The organism is Variovorax sp. W2I14, assembly GCF_050435205.1.
Taxonomy (GTDB): Bacteria; Pseudomonadota; Gammaproteobacteria; order Burkholderiales; family Burkholderiaceae_C; genus Variovorax; species Variovorax paradoxus_C.
Map to the genome: position 1 here is coordinate 6440207 of NZ_JBNDJX010000001.1, position 19403 is coordinate 6459609.

General features: G+C 67.0%; 19 protein-coding genes. 11 read left to right on the top strand and 8 right to left on the bottom strand.

Annotated elements, in window-relative coordinates:
- Window position 1: 1 nt before the first annotated feature.
- The 5 genes from QF040_RS30065 (at window position 2) to QF040_RS30085 (ending at window position 4835) form a co-directional block, all read left to right on the top strand.
- A complete protein-coding gene (locus QF040_RS30065; protein ID WP_307510562.1) occupies window positions 2-790 on the top strand; it encodes a cell division protein FtsQ/DivIB in 789 nt (262 codons plus the stop codon).
- Window positions 791-820: 30 nt separating this feature from the next.
- Complete coding sequence (gene ftsA, locus QF040_RS30070; protein WP_013539446.1) at window positions 821-2050, top strand: cell division protein FtsA; 1230 nt, start codon at window positions 821-823, stop codon at window positions 2048-2050.
- 170 nt (window positions 2051-2220) lie between these two features.
- On the top strand, window positions 2221-3429 hold the full coding sequence (ftsZ, locus tag QF040_RS30075; protein ID WP_013539447.1) for a cell division protein FtsZ: 1209 nt from the start codon (window positions 2221-2223) through the stop codon (window positions 3427-3429).
- Between the two features lie 304 nt (window positions 3430-3733).
- The gene (gene lpxC, locus QF040_RS30080; RefSeq protein ID WP_306880388.1) at window positions 3734-4657 is read left to right on the top strand and encodes a UDP-3-O-acyl-N-acetylglucosamine deacetylase; all 924 of its coding nucleotides are present in this window, start codon (window positions 3734-3736) and stop codon (window positions 4655-4657) included.
- A gap of 19 nt (window positions 4658-4676) precedes the next feature.
- On the top strand, window positions 4677-4835 hold the full coding sequence (locus QF040_RS30085; protein WP_429614740.1) for a hypothetical protein: 159 nt from the start codon (window positions 4677-4679) through the stop codon (window positions 4833-4835).
- Between the two features lie 41 nt (window positions 4836-4876).
- On the opposite strand, the gene ruvC is transcribed toward QF040_RS30085, so the two are convergent.
- Genes ruvC through QF040_RS30100 form a run of 3 tightly spaced genes read right to left on the bottom strand, consistent with a single transcriptional unit; the run spans window position 4877 to window position 7276 of the window.
- Window positions 4877-5425, bottom strand: coding sequence for a crossover junction endodeoxyribonuclease RuvC (ruvC, locus tag QF040_RS30090; protein WP_176660174.1), 549 nt, complete (start codon window positions 5423-5425; stop codon window positions 4877-4879).
- A gap of 5 nt (window positions 5426-5430) precedes the next feature.
- A complete protein-coding gene (locus tag QF040_RS30095) occupies window positions 5431-6420 on the bottom strand; it encodes a phosphatidate cytidylyltransferase (protein ID WP_429613996.1) in 990 nt (329 codons plus the stop codon).
- Window positions 6421-6424: 4 nt separating this feature from the next.
- Window positions 6425-7276 (bottom strand): lysophospholipid acyltransferase family protein, encoded by an 852-nt coding sequence (locus tag QF040_RS30100; protein WP_429613997.1) that lies wholly within the window; start codon window positions 7274-7276, stop codon window positions 6425-6427.
- A 9-nt stretch (window positions 7277-7285) separates the two neighbouring features.
- Here QF040_RS30100 and QF040_RS30105 point away from each other — a divergent pair, with 9 nt between their 5' ends.
- Window positions 7286-7726 (top strand): DUF2809 domain-containing protein, encoded by a 441-nt coding sequence (locus tag QF040_RS30105; RefSeq protein WP_429614716.1) that lies wholly within the window; start codon window positions 7286-7288, stop codon window positions 7724-7726.
- Here the strand turns inward: QF040_RS30105 and mtgA are convergent.
- The 5 genes from mtgA to QF040_RS30130 all read right to left on the bottom strand — a co-directional run bounded on the left by mtgA (window position 7671) and on the right by QF040_RS30130 (window position 12986).
- Window positions 7671-8414 carry a monofunctional biosynthetic peptidoglycan transglycosylase gene (gene mtgA / locus QF040_RS30110; RefSeq protein WP_429613998.1) on the bottom strand — a complete coding sequence of 248 codons (744 nt, stop codon included), beginning with the start codon at window positions 8412-8414 and terminating at the stop codon, window positions 7671-7673. The genes QF040_RS30105 and mtgA overlap by 56 nt on opposite strands.
- On the bottom strand, window positions 8411-9268 hold the full coding sequence (gene aroE / locus QF040_RS30115; protein WP_429613999.1) for a shikimate dehydrogenase: 858 nt from the start codon (window positions 9266-9268) through the stop codon (window positions 8411-8413). The genes mtgA and aroE overlap by 4 nt, the downstream gene beginning before the upstream one ends.
- Before the next feature lie 24 nt (window positions 9269-9292).
- Entirely contained in the window at window positions 9293-10144 is an 852-nt protein-coding gene (locus QF040_RS30120; protein ID WP_429614000.1) for an energy transducer TonB, read from the bottom strand.
- Between the two features lie 49 nt (window positions 10145-10193).
- The gene (locus QF040_RS30125) at window positions 10194-12260 is read right to left on the bottom strand and encodes a ribonuclease catalytic domain-containing protein (protein ID WP_429614001.1); all 2067 of its coding nucleotides are present in this window, start codon (window positions 12258-12260) and stop codon (window positions 10194-10196) included.
- 132 nt (window positions 12261-12392) lie between these two features.
- A complete protein-coding gene (locus QF040_RS30130; RefSeq protein ID WP_429614002.1) occupies window positions 12393-12986 on the bottom strand; it encodes a YqiA/YcfP family alpha/beta fold hydrolase in 594 nt (197 codons plus the stop codon).
- A 367-nt stretch (window positions 12987-13353) separates the two neighbouring features.
- On the opposite strand from QF040_RS30130, the gene QF040_RS30135 reads away from it, so the two are divergent.
- The 5 genes from QF040_RS30135 to QF040_RS30155 all read left to right on the top strand — a co-directional run bounded on the left by QF040_RS30135 (window position 13354) and on the right by QF040_RS30155 (window position 19288).
- Window positions 13354-14106 carry a response regulator transcription factor gene (locus QF040_RS30135; RefSeq protein ID WP_013539459.1) on the top strand — a complete coding sequence of 251 codons (753 nt, stop codon included), beginning with the start codon at window positions 13354-13356 and terminating at the stop codon, window positions 14104-14106.
- Between the two features lie 6 nt (window positions 14107-14112).
- Complete coding sequence (locus QF040_RS30140) at window positions 14113-15969, top strand: sensor histidine kinase (RefSeq protein WP_429614003.1); 1857 nt, start codon at window positions 14113-14115, stop codon at window positions 15967-15969.
- Window positions 15970-16001: 32 nt separating this feature from the next.
- Complete coding sequence (rodA, locus tag QF040_RS30145; protein WP_307510540.1) at window positions 16002-17156, top strand: rod shape-determining protein RodA; 1155 nt, start codon at window positions 16002-16004, stop codon at window positions 17154-17156.
- A 56-nt stretch (window positions 17157-17212) separates the two neighbouring features.
- On the top strand, window positions 17213-18673 hold the full coding sequence (gene tldD / locus QF040_RS30150) for a metalloprotease TldD (protein ID WP_041942779.1): 1461 nt from the start codon (window positions 17213-17215) through the stop codon (window positions 18671-18673).
- 81 nt (window positions 18674-18754) lie between these two features.
- Complete coding sequence (locus QF040_RS30155) at window positions 18755-19288, top strand: hypothetical protein (protein ID WP_429614004.1); 534 nt, start codon at window positions 18755-18757, stop codon at window positions 19286-19288.
- The last annotated feature ends 115 nt before the right edge of the window (window positions 19289-19403 follow it).

Sequence of the window (19403 nt, forward strand, 5' to 3'; positions counted from 1 at the left end):
CATGGCCGACAGCATCCAGGCGCCGTTCGACGTCAAGCTCATGAACATCGTGGCGAACCTCGCGTTCGTGGCGGTGGCGCTCATGCTGCTGGCCGCGGGCGCGTGGTGGGTGCTGCGCCAGCCTTTCTTCCCGCTCGCGGGGATCAAGGTGGACGGCGAAGTGACGCACAACAACGCGGTCACCCTGCGCGCCAACGTGGCGCCGCAGCTCTCGGGCAACTTCTTCACCATCGACCTCGCGCGTGCGCGCACCGCCTTCGAAGCGGTGCCGTGGGTGCGCAGCGCGGTGGTGCGGCGCGAGTTCCCGAACAAGCTGCGCGTGACGCTGACCGAGCAGGTGCCCGTGGCCAGCTGGGGCGACGAGGCGGGGTCCAAGCTCATCAACGGCTTCGGCGATGTGTTCGAAGCCAACGTGGCCGAGGTGGACGAGGACCTGCCGCGCCTGGACGGCCCGATCGAGCAGGCCGGGCAGGTGCTGGGCATGTACCGCGTGCTGGCGCCGCAGTTCCAGCCCTACGACTTCGGCATCGACGAGCTCACGCTCTCCAGCCGCGGCAGTTGGAGGGTGGTGCTGGACAGCGGCGCGCGAATCGAACTCGGGCGCGGGCAGAGCGAAGAGGTGTCGGCCAGGCTGCAGCGCTTTTTGAAGACCGTGACCCAGGTCGCGGGCCAGTACCACCGCACGGTGGCCGACGTCGAAGGCGCCGACCTGCGCCACAACGACGCGTATGCATTGCGGCTGCGCGGCGTCACCACGGTCTCGCCCGAGACCCCAAGAAGAATCAAGTAGCGCACAGCGAGAAATCGAGGACATATTTCAATGCCCAAAGAATACAAAGACCTGGTCGTAGGCCTGGACATCGGCACCGCCAAGGTGATGGTGGTCGTGGCCGAGGTGCTGCCCGGCGGCGAGCTCAAGCTCGCGGGGCTCGGCATCGCGCCGAGCAATGGCTTGAAGCGCGGCGTGGTGGTGAACATCGACGCCACGGTGCAGAGCATCCAGCAGGCGCTGAAAGAAGCCGAGCTGATGGCCGACTGCAAGATCAGCCGCGTCTACACCGGCATCACCGGCAGCCACATCCGCGGCATTAATTCCAGCGGCATGGTGGCGGTGAAGGACAAGGAAGTGACGCCCGCCGACGTGGCCCGCGTGGTGGAGACCGCACGCGCGATCAACATCTCCAGCGACCAGCGCCTCTTGCTGGTGGAGCCGCAGGAGTTCGTGATCGACGGCCAGGACGTGAAGGAACCGATCGGCATGAGCGGCATGCGGCTCGAAGCGAAGGTGCACATCGTGACCGGCGCGCAGAGCGCGGCCGAGAACATCATCAAGTGCGTGCGCCGCTGCGGCCTGGAGGTCGATCAGCTGATGCTGAACCCGCTGGCCTCGAGCCAGGCGGTGCTCACGGAAGACGAGCGCGAGCTGGGCGTGGTGCTGGTGGACATCGGCGCGGGCACGACCGACGTGGCGATCTTCACCAACGGCGCGATCCGCCACACGGCGGTGATCCCGATCGCGGGCGACCTCATCACGAGCGACATCGCGATGGCGCTGCGCACGCCGACGAAGGACGCGGAAGACATCAAGGTCGAGAGCGGCTATGCGAAGCAACTGCTGGCCGACCCTGACCAGCAGGTGGAAGTGCCGGGCCTGGGCGACCGCGGTCCGCGCATGCTGAGCAAGCAGGCGCTGGCCGGCGTGATCGAGCCGCGCATCGAAGAGATCTTCTCGCTCGTGCAGCAGGTGGTGCGCGAATCGGGCTACGAAGAGGTGCTCTCTTCGGGCGTGGTGCTCACCGGCGGCAGTGCGGTGATGCCGGGCATGGTCGAGCTGGGCGAAGACATCTTCCTCAAGCCCGTGCGCCGCGGCATCCCGAAGTATTCCAGCGCGTTGTCCGACATGGTCGCGCAGCCTCGCGCGGCGACTGTCATGGGCCTGCTCGAAGAGGCGCGCTTCGCACGCATGCGCGGCTTCAAGGTCGCGCAGAAGAACGGGTCGGTAAAGACTGCGTTCGGACGTTTCAAGGACTTCATCGTGGGGAACTTCTGACCATGAACCACTCCCCACTCTGGCTCGCTCGCGGCAGTCCGCCGTTGCATTTCAACGAGCGATGGCGACGAACAGGTCCACCATCGTGACGGCGCTCTCGTTGAACACGTCACGGCAAAAGAATTATTCATAGATACACAACGGCAACTGCAATATTCAAGGAGTTAGAAATGACCATCGAAATGATCGAAGTCGAAGAATTCAATCAGGGCACGCAGATCAAGGTGATCGGCGTCGGCGGCGGTGGCGGCAATGCGGTCGCCCACATGATGGAGCGTGGTGTGCAGGGCGTGCAGTTCGTTTGCGCGAATACCGATGCGCAGGCGCTGACCCGCAGCAACGCGAACAAGATCATCCAGCTCGGCACCAGCGGCCTGGGCGCCGGCAGCAAGCCCGACAAGGGCCGTGAAGCCGCCGAAGCCGCCGTGGACGAAATCCGCGCGGCGATCGACGGCGCGCACATGCTGTTCATCACCGCCGGCATGGGCGGCGGCACGGGCACCGGCGCTGCGCCGGTGATCGCGCGCGTGGCCAAGGAAATGGGCATCCTCACCGTGGGCGTGGTGACCAAGCCCTTCGACTGGGAAGGCGGCCGCCGCATGAAGAATGCGGACGACGGCCTGGCCGAGCTCGAAGCCAATGTCGATTCGCTGATCGTGGTGCTCAACGAGAAGCTGCTCGACGTGCTGGGTGAAGACATCACCCAGGACGAAGCCTTCGCGCACGCCAACGACGTGCTCAAGAACGCCGTGGGCGGTATCTCGGAAATCATCAACGAATACGGCGGCGTGAACGTCGACTTCGAAGACGTGCGCACCGTGATGGGCGAACCGGGCAAGGCCATGATGGGCACCGCCGCGGCCGCCGGTCCGGACCGCGCGCGCATCGCCGCCGAGCAGGCCGTGGCCTGCCCGCTGCTCGAAGGCATCGACCTCTCGGGCGCCAAGGGCGTGCTGGTGCTGGTGACTGCATCGAAGGGTTCGCTGAAGCTCAACGAGTCGAAGCTCGCGATGAACACCATCCGCGCTTACGCCTCGCCGGACGCGCACGTGATCTACGGCGCTGCCTACGACGAAGCCCTGGGCGACGAGATGCGCGTGACCGTGGTGGCCACGGGCCTCTCGCGCGCGGACGCACGCCGCCAGGCACCGACGCTGGAAGTCATTCGTACCGGCACCGACAACATCCCGTTCAACGTGCCCACCATGGGCGGCGTCGGCCACACCAGCGGTGGCAGCCAGCCGAACTACGACGGCATGGCGGTCCCGAGCGTGTGGCGCACCAACCGCACGATGGCCGCGGCCAAGGTGGATGCACTGTCGTCGGGTGGCATGGACGACTTCGAAATTCCCGCATTCCTGCGCCGTCAGGCCGATTAACCGGGCTCACCCCCAGGCTGCGCGCACTTCGTGTCGCTTCGCCAACCCCCTACCGGGGGCAACACCAGCGGCTCGGCAAAGCCGGTTCCGCGGTGTTTCGCGAAGTGACTCAACGGGACGCTCGGGGCACGAAGGTTCGCAAGGGGTACAGGGAAGACCTGAAAGGGACTTCCGCTGGCTCTAGGCGCTGCGTTCACTTCGTGCCCTTTGCGTCCATTGCCGGGATTGCATAGAACCGATGTCTATCGCTGCCATAGCGAGGGGAATAGGCCGCCACGCACGTGGCGCGCCTAAAATCCCCGGCGTGCTGCAACAACGAACCCTCAAGTCGATCAGCCGCGCCGTGGGCGTGGGGCTTCACAGCGGGCAACGCGTGGAACTGACCCTGCGACCGGCCCCGGCCGACACGGGCATCGTGTTCCGCCGCGTCGACCTGCCCGAGCCTGCTGAAATCCGCATGACCGCCGAAGCGGTCACCGACACGCGCCTCGCCTCCACGGTCTCGACCGGCGGCGCGAAGGTGCAGACGGTCGAGCATTTGATGTCGGCCTGCGCGGGCCTGGGCATCGACAACCTCTACATCGACATCACGGCCGACGAAGTGCCGATCCTCGACGGATCGGCTTCGTCCTTCGTGTTCCTGCTCCAAAGCGCGGGCATCGAACTGCAGAAGGCGCCGCGCCGCTTCATCCGCGTGACCCGCAAGGTCGAGGTGCGCGAAGGCGAGGGCGCCAACGAGAAGTGGGCAAGTCTGGAGCCGTACCACGGCTACAAGCTGAGCTTCGAGATCGACTTCGATCACCGCGTGGTCAATTCCACCGGCCAACGCGTGGAGTTCGACCTCGGTACCGATTCGTACAGCCGCGACATCGCGCGTGCGCGCACCTTCGGCTTCACGAAAGAGGTCGAGTACATGCGAAGCAAGGGCCTGGCCCTCGGCGGCGGTCTCGACAACGCCATCGTGATGGACGACACCAAGGTGCTCAATGCCGGCGGGCTGCGCTACGACGACGAGTTCGTGAAACACAAGATCCTCGATGCGATGGGCGACCTCTACATCATCGGCAAGCCGCTGCTCGCGGCCTACACCGCGTTCCGCTCGGGCCATGCGCTCAACAACAAGCTGCTGCGCGAGCTGCTCTCGCACAGCGACGCCTACGAGGTCGTGACCTTCGACGACGAGAAGCGCGCACCCCGCGGCTTCGGCGAAGTGGCACGGGCCTGGTAGACCGGCGCCTTTCCGAACGATGCTTCTCTTCCGCTGGGCCATCCTGTTGCTTCTGCTGGTGGCGGGCGTGTCCTTCGCTTTCTATGCGGGCACCGGCCACGTGAAGTACCGGCGCGTCGGCTGGATCGTGCTCAAGTGGACGCTGCTCGCTGCGCCTTCGGCTTCTTCGCGGTGCTGATCGCGGAGCGCGTGGCCTAGGCCTTCTTCCTTCTGCCGGGCTTAGCGCGAACGTCCTTGCCGGTACGTGCCGGCGTGCGATTTCGACAACTCCGCCGCTTCGGCCAGCCGCGCCATCGAACGGCCCACTTGCGCATGCGTGATCGCGATGCCCAGCGCATCGGCCGCATCGGCACCGGGCAGCCCCGGCAGGTCGAGCAACCGCTTCACCATCTCCTGCACCTGTGCCTTTGCGGCTTGGCCATGGCCTGCGACCGCCTTTTTCATCTGCAGCGCGGTGTACTCGGCCACCGTGAGGTTGCTGTTCACCAGCGAGGTCACGCACGCGCCGCGCGCCTGGCCCAGCAGCAGCGTCGACTGCGGGTTAACGTTGACGAAGATGATTTCCACCGCCGACGCATCGGGTTGGTAGCGCGCGGTGATTTCGGCGATGCCGTCGAACAGCACCTTCAGGCGTGCCGGTAGGTTGCCGCTGCCCAGGTGCCGCGTGCTGATGGTGCCGCTGGCCACATAGCGCAATGCGTGGCCGTCCGCGTCCACCACGCCGAAGCCGGTGGTGAGGAGGCCGGGGTCGATGCCGAGGATGCGCATGTCTGTCAGGCGTTGAAGTACCAGCGGATCGAGTGAAAGAAGATCGGCGCCGCGAAGCACAGCGCATCGACGCGGTCCAGCAGACCGTTCGCACCGGTCACGCCCACGCCCTTCTTGCCCCAGTTCGGAATGCCGCGGTCGCGCTTGAGCGCCTTCATCACGAGGTGGCCCATCGAGCCCGCGATGCAGGCGATGACCGACACCGCGAGTGCCTGCCCGAACTTGAACGGCGTGATGAACGAGAACAGCGCGCCCACCAGGCTCGCCACCACGATGCCGATGCCCCAGCTCGTCCAGTTGAAGCTGCGGCTCACGTTGGGTGCGAACGGCGTGCGCTGCGTGCGGCGCGAGATGAGGTGCTGCACCAGCACCGAGGTCTGCACCACGAACACCAGGAAGAACACGAGGAAGGCGCTCTTGCCTTCGTAGCCCGGAAAGCTCAGCAAGAGCAGCGCCGGCACATGGCTCATGCCGTAGACGCAGACCATGATGCCCCACTGCAGCTTGGCGTTGCGCTCGAGGAAATGGCTCGAATCGTTGGCCAGCGCGCTCGCCACCGGAATCGCGAGGAACACGTAGACCGGGATGAACACGGTGAAGAGATCGAAGTGCGCCGTGGCCACCAGCCAGAACTGGATCGGCAGCACCACGAAGAACGCGAGGATCAGGCTGCGGTGGTCGCCGCGCCGCGTGGGCGAGAGCGTGATGAATTCGCGCAGCGCGAAGAACGAGATCAGCGCGAACAGCACCGTGGCCACCGTTTCGCCGAGCGCCCAGCCGATCCAGAAGATGATCACCATGAACCAGGTGGTGCCCAGCAGCGCCCGGTAATGCGCGAGCTCGGCCTGCCAGGTGGCATCGTGTACGGGGTTGCGCTTTTCGCGGAAGCTCAGGAAGAAGGCGGTGGTGCTGATGATCACCAGCAGGCCGAAGATGATGAGGAAGAGCGCCGCGACCTGCTGGGTCGGGGTGAGGCTGCGCAGGAACTGGTTCATGGGGTCAGATATCGCGCAATGCGATCACCGCGGCGCGCGCGCGATCCAGGAAGGGACGGCGCTCTTCGCCCTCTTCGACGCGGATCGGCGCGCCGAAGGTGACAGAGCAAAGAATGGGCACCGGCACGATCTCGCCCTTGGGCATGACGCGCTGAACGTTGTCGATCCAGGCCGGCACCAGCACCACGTCGGGGAACATCGTCGCGAGCGTGTAGAGGCCGGACTTGAACTTCTGCGGCTCGCCCGTGTGGCCGCGCGTGCCCTCGGGAAAGATGATGATCGAGTCGCCGCTGCGCAGGGCCTCGACGAGCGGCGCGAGGGGATCGGTGGGTGGCGGTGCGGGTTCGGCCTGCGGCGGCGCGGGTTCCGCAACGAATGGCGGCGGGGCGATGGGCGCGGGGGGCGGCACCGGTGCTGGAAGGTCGAGCTCGCCTTGCAGCTCGTTCACGACCTCGGCACGCGGCGCTTCGGCCGGCAGCAGCGGCTCCATCGAAGGTTCGATGCGCTCAGCGGGCGCCGCAGCGACAGCCGGCTCGGCCTGCATCGGTTCAGGCGCAGCAGCTGCAGCAGGCGCCGTGGCCGCACGCTCCACATACACCGCGTTGAACACCTCCGTCGTGATCCACCGCTTGACCGGCGTGTTGGCCCAGTAGTCGCGTGCCGCGATCGGCCGCGTGATGCTGCGCAGCTCCTCGGGCAGCGCCGCCCAGATCATCACGAGGTCGGCGTGGCTCTGGTGGTTGGCGAAATAGATGCGCTGCTCGGCCTTCGGTGGACAGCCGTACCAGCGCGCCTGCGCGCCCGTGAGCAACCGGACGAACCCCAACAACAACCAACCTGTGAGCTTTGCCAGCATATGGGCGCGATGATACGGGCCATGCGATGGCGATTCGATCCTCTTTCATTGGCGTGGGCGGTGGCCCTGTTCGTTGTTCTTGCGTTGCTGGCCACCGTCGGCGCGCGCTGGGGCTGGCTGCGCAGTTTCTTCGGCGATGTGCTGGCCGTGGTGTGGGTCTACTTCGTCTTCAAGACCGTCATCGCGGCGCGCGTGCTGCCGCTGGCAGTGGCCGCGCTGGGCGTGGGCTACGCGGTGGAACTGGGTCAGTTCATTGCGTCGGCGTGGCACCTGCACATTCCGAACCGCGCGTTGCGCATCGTGCTCGGCAGCACGGCCGACTGGTGGGACGTGCTGGCCTACACGATCGGCTTCGCGGCCGTGCTGGCGCTCGAAGCGCTGCGAGCCAGGGGCTTCAGGGCAGCTCGGCCGACGACATCCGCGCCACGACCGTCGACGCCCGTCCGCTGAGGTACGGCGAGCCGGGCCGGCGCTCGAAGAACTTCGGGCTCGGCAGCATCACCGCGAGCCGCGCGGCTTCGTTGGCACTCAGGCGCGAGGCGGGCTTTCGGAAGTAGTACTGCGATGCGGCCTCGGCGCCGAACACGCCTTCGCCCCATTCGACGTTGTTCAGGTAAAGCTCGAGGATGCGGCGCTTGTCGAGAAAGACTTCCAGCAGCGTCGCGAGCACCAGCTCCTGGCCCTTGCGCAGCATCGTGCGTTCGCCCGAAAGCAGCAGGTTCTTTGCGAGCTGCTGCGTGATGGTGGAGCCACCGCGCAGGCGCACCGGCTGCACCGGCTTGCCGCGCGCCGCGGCACGGGCGGCGCGTTTGGCGGCCAGCTCTTCTGCCTTGGCGTTGCGTTGGCGCGCGCGCTCGATGGCTTCCCACTCCACGCCGTTGTGATCGACGAAGCCGGCGTCCTCGCTCGCGATCACGGCGCGCTTGAGCGTGTCGTTGATCTGCGCATACGGCACCCACTCTTGCCGCCAGCCGCCTTCGCTGCCTTTGTGAATCGCGACCTGCCAGGCCTCGGAGCGCTGGAACGCGGTGCTTTGCGGATCGATCACCGCCATGGCCGCGATACGCGCCACGAAGAACAACTCGAGCGCGAGAGCCGCTACCGCGAGGCAGGCGACAAGACGCAGCACCGCTTTCATTGGCCGGCAGCGAGCGATGCGCGCAACTCGCCCAGCACCTGCGCCGAAGGCGGGCGCACGCCGCGCCAGATCTCGAACGACTCGGCCGCCTGCTCGACCAGCATGCCGAGCCCGTCGCGGGGCACGGCGCCATGCGCCTCTGCCCAGGCCATGAAGCCGGCGGCCGCTGGGCCGTACATCATGTCGACCGCGAGCGCACCGGGGCGCAGCACCTTTGCGCTCACCGGCACTGCGTCGCCCGCGAGGCTGGAGGCGGTGGCGTTGACCACCACGTCGAAGCTGCCCAGCACTTCGTCGAGCGCCCAGGCTTCGAGCGCGGCGCCGTGGCCGAGCGCGAGTGCGGCATGGCGCCGGACCACCGCAACCGCCTTGTCGACGGTGCGGTTGGCGACCACGATGCGCAAAGCACCCGCATCGAGCAGCGGACCCAGCACGCCAGCGGCGGCGCCACCGGCACCGATCAGCAGCAGCTCCTTGCCAGCCAGCGGCACGCCCGCGTTTCGAACGATGTCGTTGACGAGCCCGATGCCGTCGGTGTTGTCCGCATGGATGCTGCCGTCGGCCTCGAAGCGCAGCGTGTTGACCGCCTGCGCGAGCAGGGCGCGCTCGCTGGTGTGCTGCGCCAATGCGGCGGCTTCGAATTTGAAGGGCACGGTGATGTTGCAGCCGCGCGCACTGTCGCCGCGCTCGGCGGCTTCACGTCGGAATGCGGCAATGCCTTCGGCGAAGGCGCCGAGCGGAATCAGCCGGCGGCCGTAGTCGATCTGCTGGCCGCAGAGTTCGGCAAAGCGGGCATGGATGCGCGGCGAGCGGCTGTGCTCGACGGGGTTGCCCATGACGCAATACAGGTCCATCGCTGCAGCCTTCTCGATCGATGCTTATTGGGAGATTTCCATCGTGCCGTCGCGTGCGAAGCGGAACGTGCCCTGGATCACCATCTGGTCGGCCTGCTCCTGGCGCATCGCGTTCGTGAACTTGCCGAAGTTTCCGGTGCTGCGAACGATGGCTTGCGCGCGGCGGTCGAGCGCGATGTTGCCCGAGCTCTGGTCGACCACGGTGGCGAGCACGTTGCCGTCGAAGTTGACGGTCAACGTCATCTTGAGTTCGCCATACAGCTTCTTGCCGGCCAGCTCCGGGAAGTTTTCGGCGGCGCGCGCCTCTACGCGGCGCAGCATGGTGTCCACGTACACCGCGAAGGCGGCTTCGCGCGTGGAGGGGCTGATGTAGCGCTTCTTGGGGCGCGAGTTCTCTTCGTTCACCCGGCGCTCGATCTGGGCCAGCAGCTCGACCATCTGGCGGCGCTTTTCTTCCTGCGCGGCGGCTTCGGTCGGGTCGCCCGCGTTGCGCGGATCACGAACCGGCATGGCGGCGATGTCGCGCTTGAGCTGCGTGATCATCTGCATCTGCTCGGCCTGCAGGGCATCGACCTGCTTGCGCGCGTCTTCGAACGAATCGCCCACCGCGGTGAAGCTCGACGGGGGCAGCGGGCTGGTCGCGCGGCCCTTGTCGAGGTCGCCGCCGCCTGCGAGCGAGGTCTGCGCCATCAGCTTGGCATTCGCGTCGGGCCGCTCCTTGGTCTTGCTGTTGACCAGGATCACCTCGAGCGGCGTGTCGGTGAACGCGCGGTTGAATGATTCGGGATCGACGAAGCGCACCGCCAGCAGCGCGGCATGCGCAATGACCGACACGCCCAGGGCAATCTGCAGCGTGCTGAGGTCCTTGAAGTTCATTCTCGAAACTCCTCCAGGGGGCGCACTTCTCCGGACGTCTCGCCGGAGTTCATGCAGGTGCGGGTGTGTTTTCCGGCGCGGCCTCGCTGTCGCTCAAATCGACGGCGATGGCGATCGGGCCGGCGACTTCTTCTTCATCCTCGCCGCTTTCGTCTTCCGCCGACGCATCGGCCTTCGGTGCATCGAGGCGCTCGAGCACGGTGCCACTCACGTCGAGCGCAATCTCGTCGATCTCGCCGAGTTTCACCCGCAGGCGCGCACCGCGCTCCTGCTGGCCCGCGACCGGGAACACCAGCGGCAGCGTGTCGGCACGCACCAGCGCGCCGTTGGGGATGTCCTTGATGACCGTCGCTTCGAGCTCGGTGATGCCGTTCTGCTGCAGGTACTTGAGCGTCCAGAAGCGCTCCATGCCGCCCTGGTAGCCGTTGTAGGTGGCATAGGCCGCGTCGAAGCCCGAGAGGATCGAGAACAGGTCGGCGTCCTTCGGCTTGAAGGGAGCGGCCAGCGCGGCGGTCTTGCCGTGGCGGGCGGCCGCGATGATCTGCCACTGGTTCACCAGGTCGGTGTAGCGGCGCAGCGGCGAGGTGCTCCACGCATAGCTCTTCACGCCCAGGCCCGCATGCGGCAGCGCGCGCGTGCCCATGCGCACCTTGATGCCGGGCGCGAGGCTCGCCTGGCTGCGATAGAGGCCGGGCACGCCGAGTTCGCCGAGCCAACTGCCCCAGGTGCTGTTGGCCAGGATCATCGCTTCCGAGACGATCAGGTCGAGCGGCGCGCCGCGCTGGCGCGTCGTGATCTGCACCTGCTCGTTGCCGGTGGGTTCGTTGCCGTCGTTGCCGACGAGGCGGAAGTTGTAGTCGGGCCGGTTGAAGTTCTCGGGCTTGCCGCGCACCACTTCGCGCTGCGCCTTCAGTTGCTTCGCAAGGCGGAACAGGAAGGAGAGCGGTGCGCGCAGGTTCGCGGCGGCCTCGGGCGTGTCGGGGCTCGTGACCGTGGCGTCTTCGAGCCAGGGCTGCGTGACGACGGCGTCGAGCTGGTCGTGGCGCAGGTTGGCGACGATCGGCACGCGTTCGAGCTTGGTCTCGGTGCCTTGCAGCTCGAGCGTGGCTTCGTCGAAGCGCGCATAGAGCGACACGGCCGGGCGGTCGGCGCCTTCGAGCAGCGTGTAGGTGTTGACCACCTCGTCGGGCAGCATCGTGATCTTGTAGCCCGGCATGTAGACCGTCGACATGCGCGCACGCGCGACGTTGTCGATGGCGCTGCCCGGCGTGAGTGCCAGGGCCGGCGCCGCGATGTGGATGCCGACCGTGACGGTGCCTGTGCCCAGGCCCTGCACGGACAGTGCATCGTCGATTTCGGTGGTCTGCGAATCGTCGATCGAGAAGGCTTGCACGCCGGTGGCGACAGGCAGGTCGTCCGCGATGGCCGGTGCCGCGAGTGCGGGGAAGCCGTGGCCCTTGGGGAAGTTCTCGAAGAGGAAGCGGCGCCAGTGGAACTGGTAGGGCGAATCGATCGCTCCGGCACGTTCCAAGAGGTCGAGCGGCGGGCGCTGCGTGGCGCGCGCGGCATCGACCACGGCCTTGTATTCGGGGGCGTTCTTGTCGGGCTTGAACAGGATCTTGTAGAGCTGTTCGCGAATCGGCTGCGGGCACACGCCCTCGGCCAGTTGCCCGGCCCATTCGACGATCTGCGCCTGGATGACCTTTTTCTTCTCGATGGCGGCGAGCGCCTGCTGCACGATTTCGGCGGGCGCCTTCTTGAAACGCCCCTTGCCCGCGCGGCGGAAGTAATGCGGCGCCTCGAAGAGGGCGAACAGCGCCGCGGCCTGCTGGGCGAGCGTGGGCTTGTCGCTGAAATAGTCGGCGGCGAGGTCGGCAAAGCCGAACTCGCCGTCGGCTGCGAATTCCCAGGCCAGGTCGAGGTCCATCGCGGCGGCGAGCGTGCGCGCCTCGGCGATCAGCTCGGCCGGAGACGGTTTCTCGAAACGCAGAACGATGTTGGCGCCCTTGACCTTGACGCGCTTGCCGGTCTCGAGCTCGACCTGCGCCGAGGCTTCGGCCTCCGACAGGACACGGCCGCCGAGGTACTTGCCGGCTTCTTCAAACAATACAAACATAGGCGCGGATTCTCCCACGGCGAGAAATGGGCTCGCCCCCAGGCTTGCCCACTTCGTGTGGCCTCCTTCCCCCTTCCGGGGGCAACACCTGCGGCCCGGCGAAGCCGGTTCCGCGGTGTTTCCGGAATTGGCTCAGACGGGATTGATGAACGCCATGACGTCGTCCAGGTGCGCCGTCTCGAAATCCGACAGGGCGTGGTCGCTGCCTTCCAGCAGCTTGATGTTGCTGTCCGGATAGCGCGCCGACATCTCGTGCCAGTCGAGCGCTTCGTCGCCCTTGGCGATGATCGCGAAGACGCGCTCGGGCCGGGTGAGCGGGCCGACTTCCATGGCGCGCAGCTCGTGGATGTACTCGGGCCGGAAATAGAAATGCTCGGCCGGGTCGTGCCAGACGGTCTGGTCGCCGATGTAGAGCGTGAGGTCGCGCGCGGGATGCACGGCCGGATTGAGCAGCACCGCGCGGCAGCGCGTCATGCCGGCGACGTAGGTGGCGTAGAAGCCACCCAGCGACGAGCCGATCACGGCCATCGACTTGCGCGGCCAGTGCGCGATGCCCTTCATCACCATGTCGATGGCGTCGTGCGGCGAAGGCGGCAGTTGCGGGCACCACCACTCCAGGTTCGGATGCGCCTGCGCCACGCGCTGCGCCACGAGCCTCGCCTTGGTCGAACGGGGCGAGGAACGGAAGCCGTGCAGGTACAGCAGATGGGTGGTTTGCGGGTCCATGGGGGGAAGGGCGGGAAGGTGCGAACGCCGTACCTCGCTGGCCGAGGCGAGGTAATTCTGCATGAGGTCCGTGCCCGCAAAGCGGCTCGCGGCATTCAAAAAACCTGCGGCGAGGGGCTCTTGGGGAAAGCGATAACTCATAACGACTTACACCGCATGAACATCCCGTCGGCCTCGGCCCTGCGACATTCGCCTGGCTTGAGTTCGAAAGTATTCATGGGCTGCTCCTCGTTGCCGGCGTCGCACGCTCGGCGATGAACCCGCGGCAAAAAGAAAAAGAAAACGCCCAATTCTCGGGACGCGATCCGCCGTGCGCATCCCATGAAAGCGGTATGCATGTCCAGCGTTCGGCAAGGCGCCGAGGCTTATGCTTCATCCCATGAATACAGAGGCTCTGGACGACGGGACGCTGCGCCGCTGGGGCGTGCTGGTGGTCGAGGACGACAGCCGCGCACGCGCCTTCTTCGAAGCCAGCGTGCAGCGCAGCCCGCGTCTTTTCTGGCTCGGCAGCGCGGGCACGGTGCAGGAGGCGCGGGGCTGGCTGGCGCGCACCACGACGATCCCCGACGTCTTGCTGGTCGACCTCGGCATGCCCGACGGCACCGGACTGGACGTGATCCGCGATGCTGTCGCGCGCTTTCCCGGCTGCGAGCCGCTGGTGGTGTCGGTCTTCGGCGACGAGGAGAACGTGCTCGCCAGCATCGAGGCCGGCGCGGTGGGCTACATCCACAAGGACGCCGCACCCGAGGACATCGCGCAGACCATCGTGGAGATGAAGGCCGGCGCATCGCCGATCTCGCCGATGATCGCGCGGCGAGTGCTGGCCAAGTACCGCAGCCTGCAATCGGCCAGCCTCGCGCCGGGCATGGCTGCTTCGGGCGCGGCACCCGAGACCGCCTTCGACGAGAACGAGCGTGGCCTCTTGTCCGCGCGCGAGCACGAGGTGCTGACGCTGATCGCCCGCGGCTTCTCGTATGCAGAAATCGCGCGGCTCAAGGGCCTGAGCGTGCACACGGTTCAGACGCACATCAAGAACCTCTACGGCAAGCTCGCGGTGCACTCCAAGAGCGAGGCGGTCTTCGAGGCCACGCGCCTCGGCCTGCTGCCTCACCCGGGCTGAGGACGGATGCTGGCGAGGCTGGGCGCACTGCTTTCGCTGTGGCTGGCGGTGCTGGTGATCGGCGCTGCCGGCATGGGGGCTGCGTCGGCGGAGCCGCTCCAGGCGGCCGATGGCTCGATCGAGCTGCGTCACGGCACCATCACGACGTCGGTCGACGGCATCACCCGCACCGGGCCGGTCGAGCTCTCTTATCACTGGGACCGCCAGCACCGCGGCCGGCCGGGCCTGGCGAGCTTCGACCTGCCTTTCACCCTCGCGGCCGCGCCGGCAACGCCCTGGGGCATCTTCATTCCCCGCGTCGGCAATGTCTTCGAGGTGCAGCTCAACGGGGCGTTGCTGCAGGTCTACGGCGACATGAGCGTGGGCAATGACGCCGACTACGCCAAGGCGCCCATCTATGTGCCAGTGCCGGGGCACCTGCTGACGGCCGGCGAGAACCACCTGCAGATCCGCCTGCGCGCCGACAGCGCCCGGCGCGCGGGACTCTCGCGCGTCGTCGTCGGCCCCGCCACGCCGGTGCGCACCGAGCTCTTCGAGAGCGCTTATGCCTGGCGCTTCACCGGCGCGGTGCTGCTCACCGCCTTCAGCCTGATCGTGGGCAGCATCGCGCTGGCGCTCTGGCTCACGCAGGTGGACACCGGCGCCGTGGGGCGGCAGCGGCGCGACGGCATCTATTTCTGGGCGGCGCTCGCCGAGTTCTGCTGGGCGGTGCGCGTGGCAGACGGCGTGATCGCCGAGCCGCCGCTGCCCTGGGTTCCCTGGGGCGTGCTGATGGCCGCCTGCTACGCGGGCTGGGCGGCCTCGGCCATGATGTTCTGCTATCACCTCGCGGGGTGGGCCCGGAATCCGCGCCTGCAATGGCTGCGCTGGCCGCTCGCCGCGGTCGTCGCCGGAACGGTGGTGGCGACCACGCTGGCGCTGCATCGCGAACAACCGGTGTGGCTCACCGGCTGGCTGGCCGTCGAGATCGTGATCATCGGCATCTTCGTCGTCGGCTTCGTGGTGGCCACCGTGCGCAACCCGAGCACCGAGCGGATGCTGGTGGCCCTCGCCGCGCTCGTCACGGTGGCCTTCGGCCTGCGCGACTGGCTGGTGATCCGTCTGAGCGACGCCTACGGTGAGACGACCTGGGTGCGCTATTCGTCGATCTTCTTCGGCATCGCGCTGCTCCTGATCGTGCTGCGGCGCTTTCACGCCGTGAGCACGCAGGCGCGCGGATGGGTCGCGGCGCTGGCCGACCGGGTCGCGCAACGCGAGCGCGAACTGGCGCTGACCTATGCCGAGCTCGAGCAGGTGGCGCGCGACCAGGCGCGCACCCACGAGCGCGAGCGCATCCTGCGCGACATGCACGACGGCGTGGGCTCGCACATCAGCTCGGCGATCCGGCAATTGCAGTCGGGCCAGACCAGTTCGGAAGAGCTGCTGCGCACGCTGCGCGACTCGCTCGACCAGCTCAAGCTGTCGATCGACTCGATCCACCTGCCGCCGGGCGATGTCGGCGCGCTGCTGGCGGCGCTGCGCTACCGGCTGGAACCCCGGCTGGTGGCGGCGGGCATCGAGTTCGAATGGGCGGTGGAAGAGGTCGGGCCGGTGCAATTGCTCGATGCGCATGCCATGCGGCAGCTGCAGTTCCTGCTGTTCGAGGCCATTTCCAACGTGCTGCAGCACGCGCAGGCGAGCGTGCTGCGGATCGAGGCGGACATGCAGGGCGAGACGGTGCGCTTGCGGGTGATCGACAACGGCCGGGGCTTCGATGCCTCGCAGGTCCCCAGGGCCCTGTGGGAGCGCGCCGGCGCGATCGGCGCGCGCCTGGCGGTCGAAAGCCGACCGGGGCGCACGGTCGTTCAGCTCGCTTTCGGCTGAAAGGACATGCGGGGCGCGGATAATCCGCCCCCATGTCTGCCGTGTTCAATCAGCCCTCCCTGGCGCGTCGAATTGCGCCCATCTTCCAGGGCTTCGACGGCTTTCTGGCCTTCGCCGTGCTGCTGCTCGCCTTCGCCGGGCTGCTGACCATGTATTCCTCCGGCTACGATCACGGTTCGCGCTTCGTCGACCATGGCCGCAACATGCTCTTGGCCGGCTTCATCATGTTCGTGGTGGCGCAGGTGCCGCCGCAGCGGCTGATGATGTTCGCGGTGCCGCTCTACGCGGCGGGCGTGGCGCTCCTGATCGCGGTGGCGCTCTTCGGCATCACCAAGAAGGGCGCCCAGCGCTGGATCAATATCGGCGTGGTGATCCAGCCCAGTGAAATCCTCAAGATCGCCATGCCGCTGATGCTGGCCTGGTGGTTCCAGCGGCGCGAAGGCCAGTTGCGGCCGCTCGATTTCGTGGTGGCCACCGTGCTGCTGGCGGTGCCGGTCGGGCTCATCATGAAGCAGCCCGACCTGGGCACCTCGCTCCTGGTGCTGGCGGCGGGCCTGGCGGTGATCTTCTTCGCCGGGCTGCCCTGGAAGCTGATCGTGCCGCCGGTGGTGATCGGCGCCATTGCGGTGACGCTGATCGTGAGCTTCGAGTCGAAGCTGTGCACCGACGGCGTCGACTGGCGGGTGCTGCACGACTACCAGAAGCAGCGCGTGTGCACGCTGCTCGACCCGAGCAAGGACCCGCTGGGCAAGGGCTTCCACATCATCCAGGGGATGATCGCCATCGGCTCGGGCGGTGTCGGCGGCAAGGGCTTCATGCAGGGTACGCAGACGCACCTCGAATTCATTCCCGAGCGCACCACCGACTTCATCTTCGCCGCCTATTCCGAGGAGTTCGGGCTGGTGGGCAACCTGGCGCTGATCTCGGCCTTCATCCTCCTCATCTTCCGCGGGCTGGCCATCGCGACCAGCGCGGCCACCCTGTTCTCGCGCCTGCTGGCGGGGGCGGTCACGATGATCTTCTTCACCTACGCCTTCGTGAACATGGGCATGGTGAGCGGCATCCTGCCGGTGGTGGGCGTGCCGCTGCCCTTCATCAGCTACGGCGGGACGGCGATGGTGACGCTGGGGTTGGGGCTGGGCATCCTGATGTCGATCGCCCGGGCGAGGAAGCTGGCGCAGAACTAGCGCCCGAGTGTCCTTGGGGGCGGCGCGGAAGAGGGTGGCTGCCTAGAATGGCAGCCATGATCTCTCGCGAACCCACCATCGAGCGCCTGGCAACAGCCCAACAACTCTTGCTCACGCCATTCGGACTCGACGAATCGCACCTGAGCAAGGCCCTCGCCGAGATCACCTCGCACAAGGTGGACGACGCCGATCTCTACTTCCAGTACACGCGCAGCGAGGGCTGGAGCCTCGAAGAGGGCATCGTGAAGACCGGCAGCTTCAGCATCGACCAGGGCGTCGGCGTGCGCGCGGTCAGCGGCGAGAAAACCGCATTCGCCTATTCGGATGACATTTCCGAAGCCTCGCTCCTCGATGCGGCCCGCACGGTCCGCTCGATTTCCTCCGCCGGCCGCACCGGCCGCGTGAAGACGCCGACCCGCAAGATCGCCTCCAGCCGGTCGCTCTACAACGGCGTCGATCCCATCTCCACGCTCGACAGCACGGCCAAGGTCAAGCTGCTCGAAAAGACCGAGAAGCTGGCGCGCTCGCGCGATCCGCGCGTGGCGCAGGTCATGGCGGGCCTCGCAAGCGAATACGACGTGGTGCTCGTGGCACGCGCCGATGGCACGCTGGCCGCCGATGTCCGTCCGCTGGTGCGCCTGTCGGTCACCGTGATCGCCGAGCAGAACGGCCGGCGTGAAGTCGGCTCCGGCGGCGGCGGCGGGCGATTCGGCCTCGCCTACTTCGACGACGAGAAGATCGCCGAATACGTCGATCAGGCCGTGAAGGCCGCCTTGACCAACCTCGACGCCCGCCCGGCCCCGGCCGGTGAGATGACAGTGGTGCTCGGCTCCGGCTGGCCCGGCATCCTGCTGCACGAGGCCATCGGCCACGGTCTGGAAGGCGACTTCAACCGCAAGGGATCGAGCGCGTTTTCGGGGCGCATCGGCCAGCGCGTCGCCGCCAAGGGCGTCACGGTGCTGGACGACGGCACGATCGCCGACCGCCGCGGCTCGCTCAACGTCGACGACGAGGGCAACGCCAGCCAGCGCAACGTGCTGATCGAAGACGGCATCCTCAAGGGCTACATCCAGGATTCGATGAACGCCCGCCTCATGAAGGTCAAGCCCACCGGCAACGGCCGCCGCGAGAGCTATGCCCACGTGCCGATGCCGCGCATGACCAACACCTACATGCTGGGCGGCGACAAGGATCCCCAGGAAATCGTGGCCAGCATCAAGAAGGGCCTCTACGCCACCAATTTCGGCGGCGGGCAGGTCGACATCACGAGCGGCAAGTTCGTGTTCTCGGCCAGCGAGGCCTTCTGGGTCGAGAACGGCAAGATCCAGTACCCGGTCAAGGGCGCGACCATCGTGGGCAACGGCCCCGACGCGCTCACCCGCGTGACCATGATCGGCAATGACATGGCGCTCGATTCCGGCGTGGGCACCTGCGGCAAGGAAGGCCAGAGCGTGCCGGTCGGCGTCGGGCAGCCCACGCTGCGCATCGACGGTCTCACGGTAGGTGGAACGGCTTAGGACTTTCGTCACTTGCCGGCTGTTTCCTTCGGTTGCTAAGCTGCGCTCTTTTTTTCGAACTACGAATCAAGGAGCATTTCAATGGGGAACAGGACCAATTCGCCCGCCGTTCTGTGGGCCGTGACCGCCGTGGTGGTGCTGGCCACCGCCGGTTGCGCCTCGCGCGGCGGTTCGGGCAGCCAGCCCGCCGCCGCACCGGCACCCGCTGCTGCAGCGCCCGCGGCGCCCAGCGGTTCCAAGGCCGGCATGGACGCTCGCGGCAACGTGACCGATTCCTCCAAGGTCGAGGCCGGCAGCGGCCGCACCGTCAAGGGCCTGAACGGCTATGAAGGCGAGATCACCGGCAACCCGGCGCGCAACAGCAAGTTCACCCGCCTGCAGATCGGCATGAGCGCCAAGCAGGTCACCGACCTCGCCGGCCCGCCGACCGACCAGGGCGCCTACGTGACGGGCAAAGCCTTCATTCCCTTCTATTTCGGCAGCGATCGCCATCGTTTCGAGATGACCTACAAGGGCCAGGGACGGCTGATCTTCGCGGGCGGCGGCATGGGTGAATACACCGGCGGCAACCTGATCTGGATCATTCACAACGCCAACGAATCGGGCTATCGGTAAACCGCCCCGGACTTGGCCGCTTGACCGGGTCTTTCTTTTCCGTGCTACATTCCGCCCCTATGTCCGCCCTCCGCGCTTATTTCTTTGCCTTCTTTTGGTTCCCGGTTTCCGGCGG

What these genes read in the sequence shown, in the direction of transcription:
- QF040_RS30065 (WP_307510562.1), top strand. Translation starts at nt 2, where the DNA reads ATGGCCGACAGCATCCAGGCGCCGTTCGACGTCAAGCTCATGAACATC.
- ftsA (WP_013539446.1), top strand. Translation starts at nt 821, where the DNA reads ATGCCCAAAGAATACAAAGACCTGGTCGTAGGCCTGGACATCGGCACC.
- ftsZ (WP_013539447.1), top strand. Translation starts at nt 2,221, where the DNA reads ATGACCATCGAAATGATCGAAGTCGAAGAATTCAATCAGGGCACGCAG.
- QF040_RS30085 (WP_429614740.1), top strand. Translation starts at nt 4,677, where the DNA reads ATGCTTCTCTTCCGCTGGGCCATCCTGTTGCTTCTGCTGGTGGCGGGC.
- ruvC (WP_176660174.1), bottom strand. Translation starts at nt 5,425, where the DNA reads ATGCGCATCCTCGGCATCGACCCCGGCCTCCTCACCACCGGCTTCGGC.
- QF040_RS30095 (WP_429613996.1), bottom strand. Translation starts at nt 6,420, where the DNA reads ATGAACCAGTTCCTGCGCAGCCTCACCCCGACCCAGCAGGTCGCGGCG.
- QF040_RS30100 (WP_429613997.1), bottom strand. Translation starts at nt 7,276, where the DNA reads ATGCTGGCAAAGCTCACAGGTTGGTTGTTGTTGGGGTTCGTCCGGTTG.
- QF040_RS30105 (WP_429614716.1), top strand. Translation starts at nt 7,286, where the DNA reads ATGATACGGGCCATGCGATGGCGATTCGATCCTCTTTCATTGGCGTGG.
- mtgA (WP_429613998.1), bottom strand. Translation starts at nt 8,414, where the DNA reads ATGAAAGCGGTGCTGCGTCTTGTCGCCTGCCTCGCGGTAGCGGCTCTC.
- aroE (WP_429613999.1), bottom strand. Translation starts at nt 9,268, where the DNA reads ATGGACCTGTATTGCGTCATGGGCAACCCCGTCGAGCACAGCCGCTCG.
- QF040_RS30120 (WP_429614000.1), bottom strand. Translation starts at nt 10,144, where the DNA reads ATGAACTTCAAGGACCTCAGCACGCTGCAGATTGCCCTGGGCGTGTCG.
- QF040_RS30125 (WP_429614001.1), bottom strand. Translation starts at nt 12,260, where the DNA reads ATGTTTGTATTGTTTGAAGAAGCCGGCAAGTACCTCGGCGGCCGTGTC.
- QF040_RS30130 (WP_429614002.1), bottom strand. Translation starts at nt 12,986, where the DNA reads ATGGACCCGCAAACCACCCATCTGCTGTACCTGCACGGCTTCCGTTCC.
- QF040_RS30135 (WP_013539459.1), top strand. Translation starts at nt 13,354, where the DNA reads ATGCTTCATCCCATGAATACAGAGGCTCTGGACGACGGGACGCTGCGC.
- QF040_RS30140 (WP_429614003.1), top strand. Translation starts at nt 14,113, where the DNA reads ATGCTGGCGAGGCTGGGCGCACTGCTTTCGCTGTGGCTGGCGGTGCTG.
- rodA (WP_307510540.1), top strand. Translation starts at nt 16,002, where the DNA reads ATGTCTGCCGTGTTCAATCAGCCCTCCCTGGCGCGTCGAATTGCGCCC.
- tldD (WP_041942779.1), top strand. Translation starts at nt 17,213, where the DNA reads ATGATCTCTCGCGAACCCACCATCGAGCGCCTGGCAACAGCCCAACAA.
- QF040_RS30155 (WP_429614004.1), top strand. Translation starts at nt 18,755, where the DNA reads ATGGGGAACAGGACCAATTCGCCCGCCGTTCTGTGGGCCGTGACCGCC.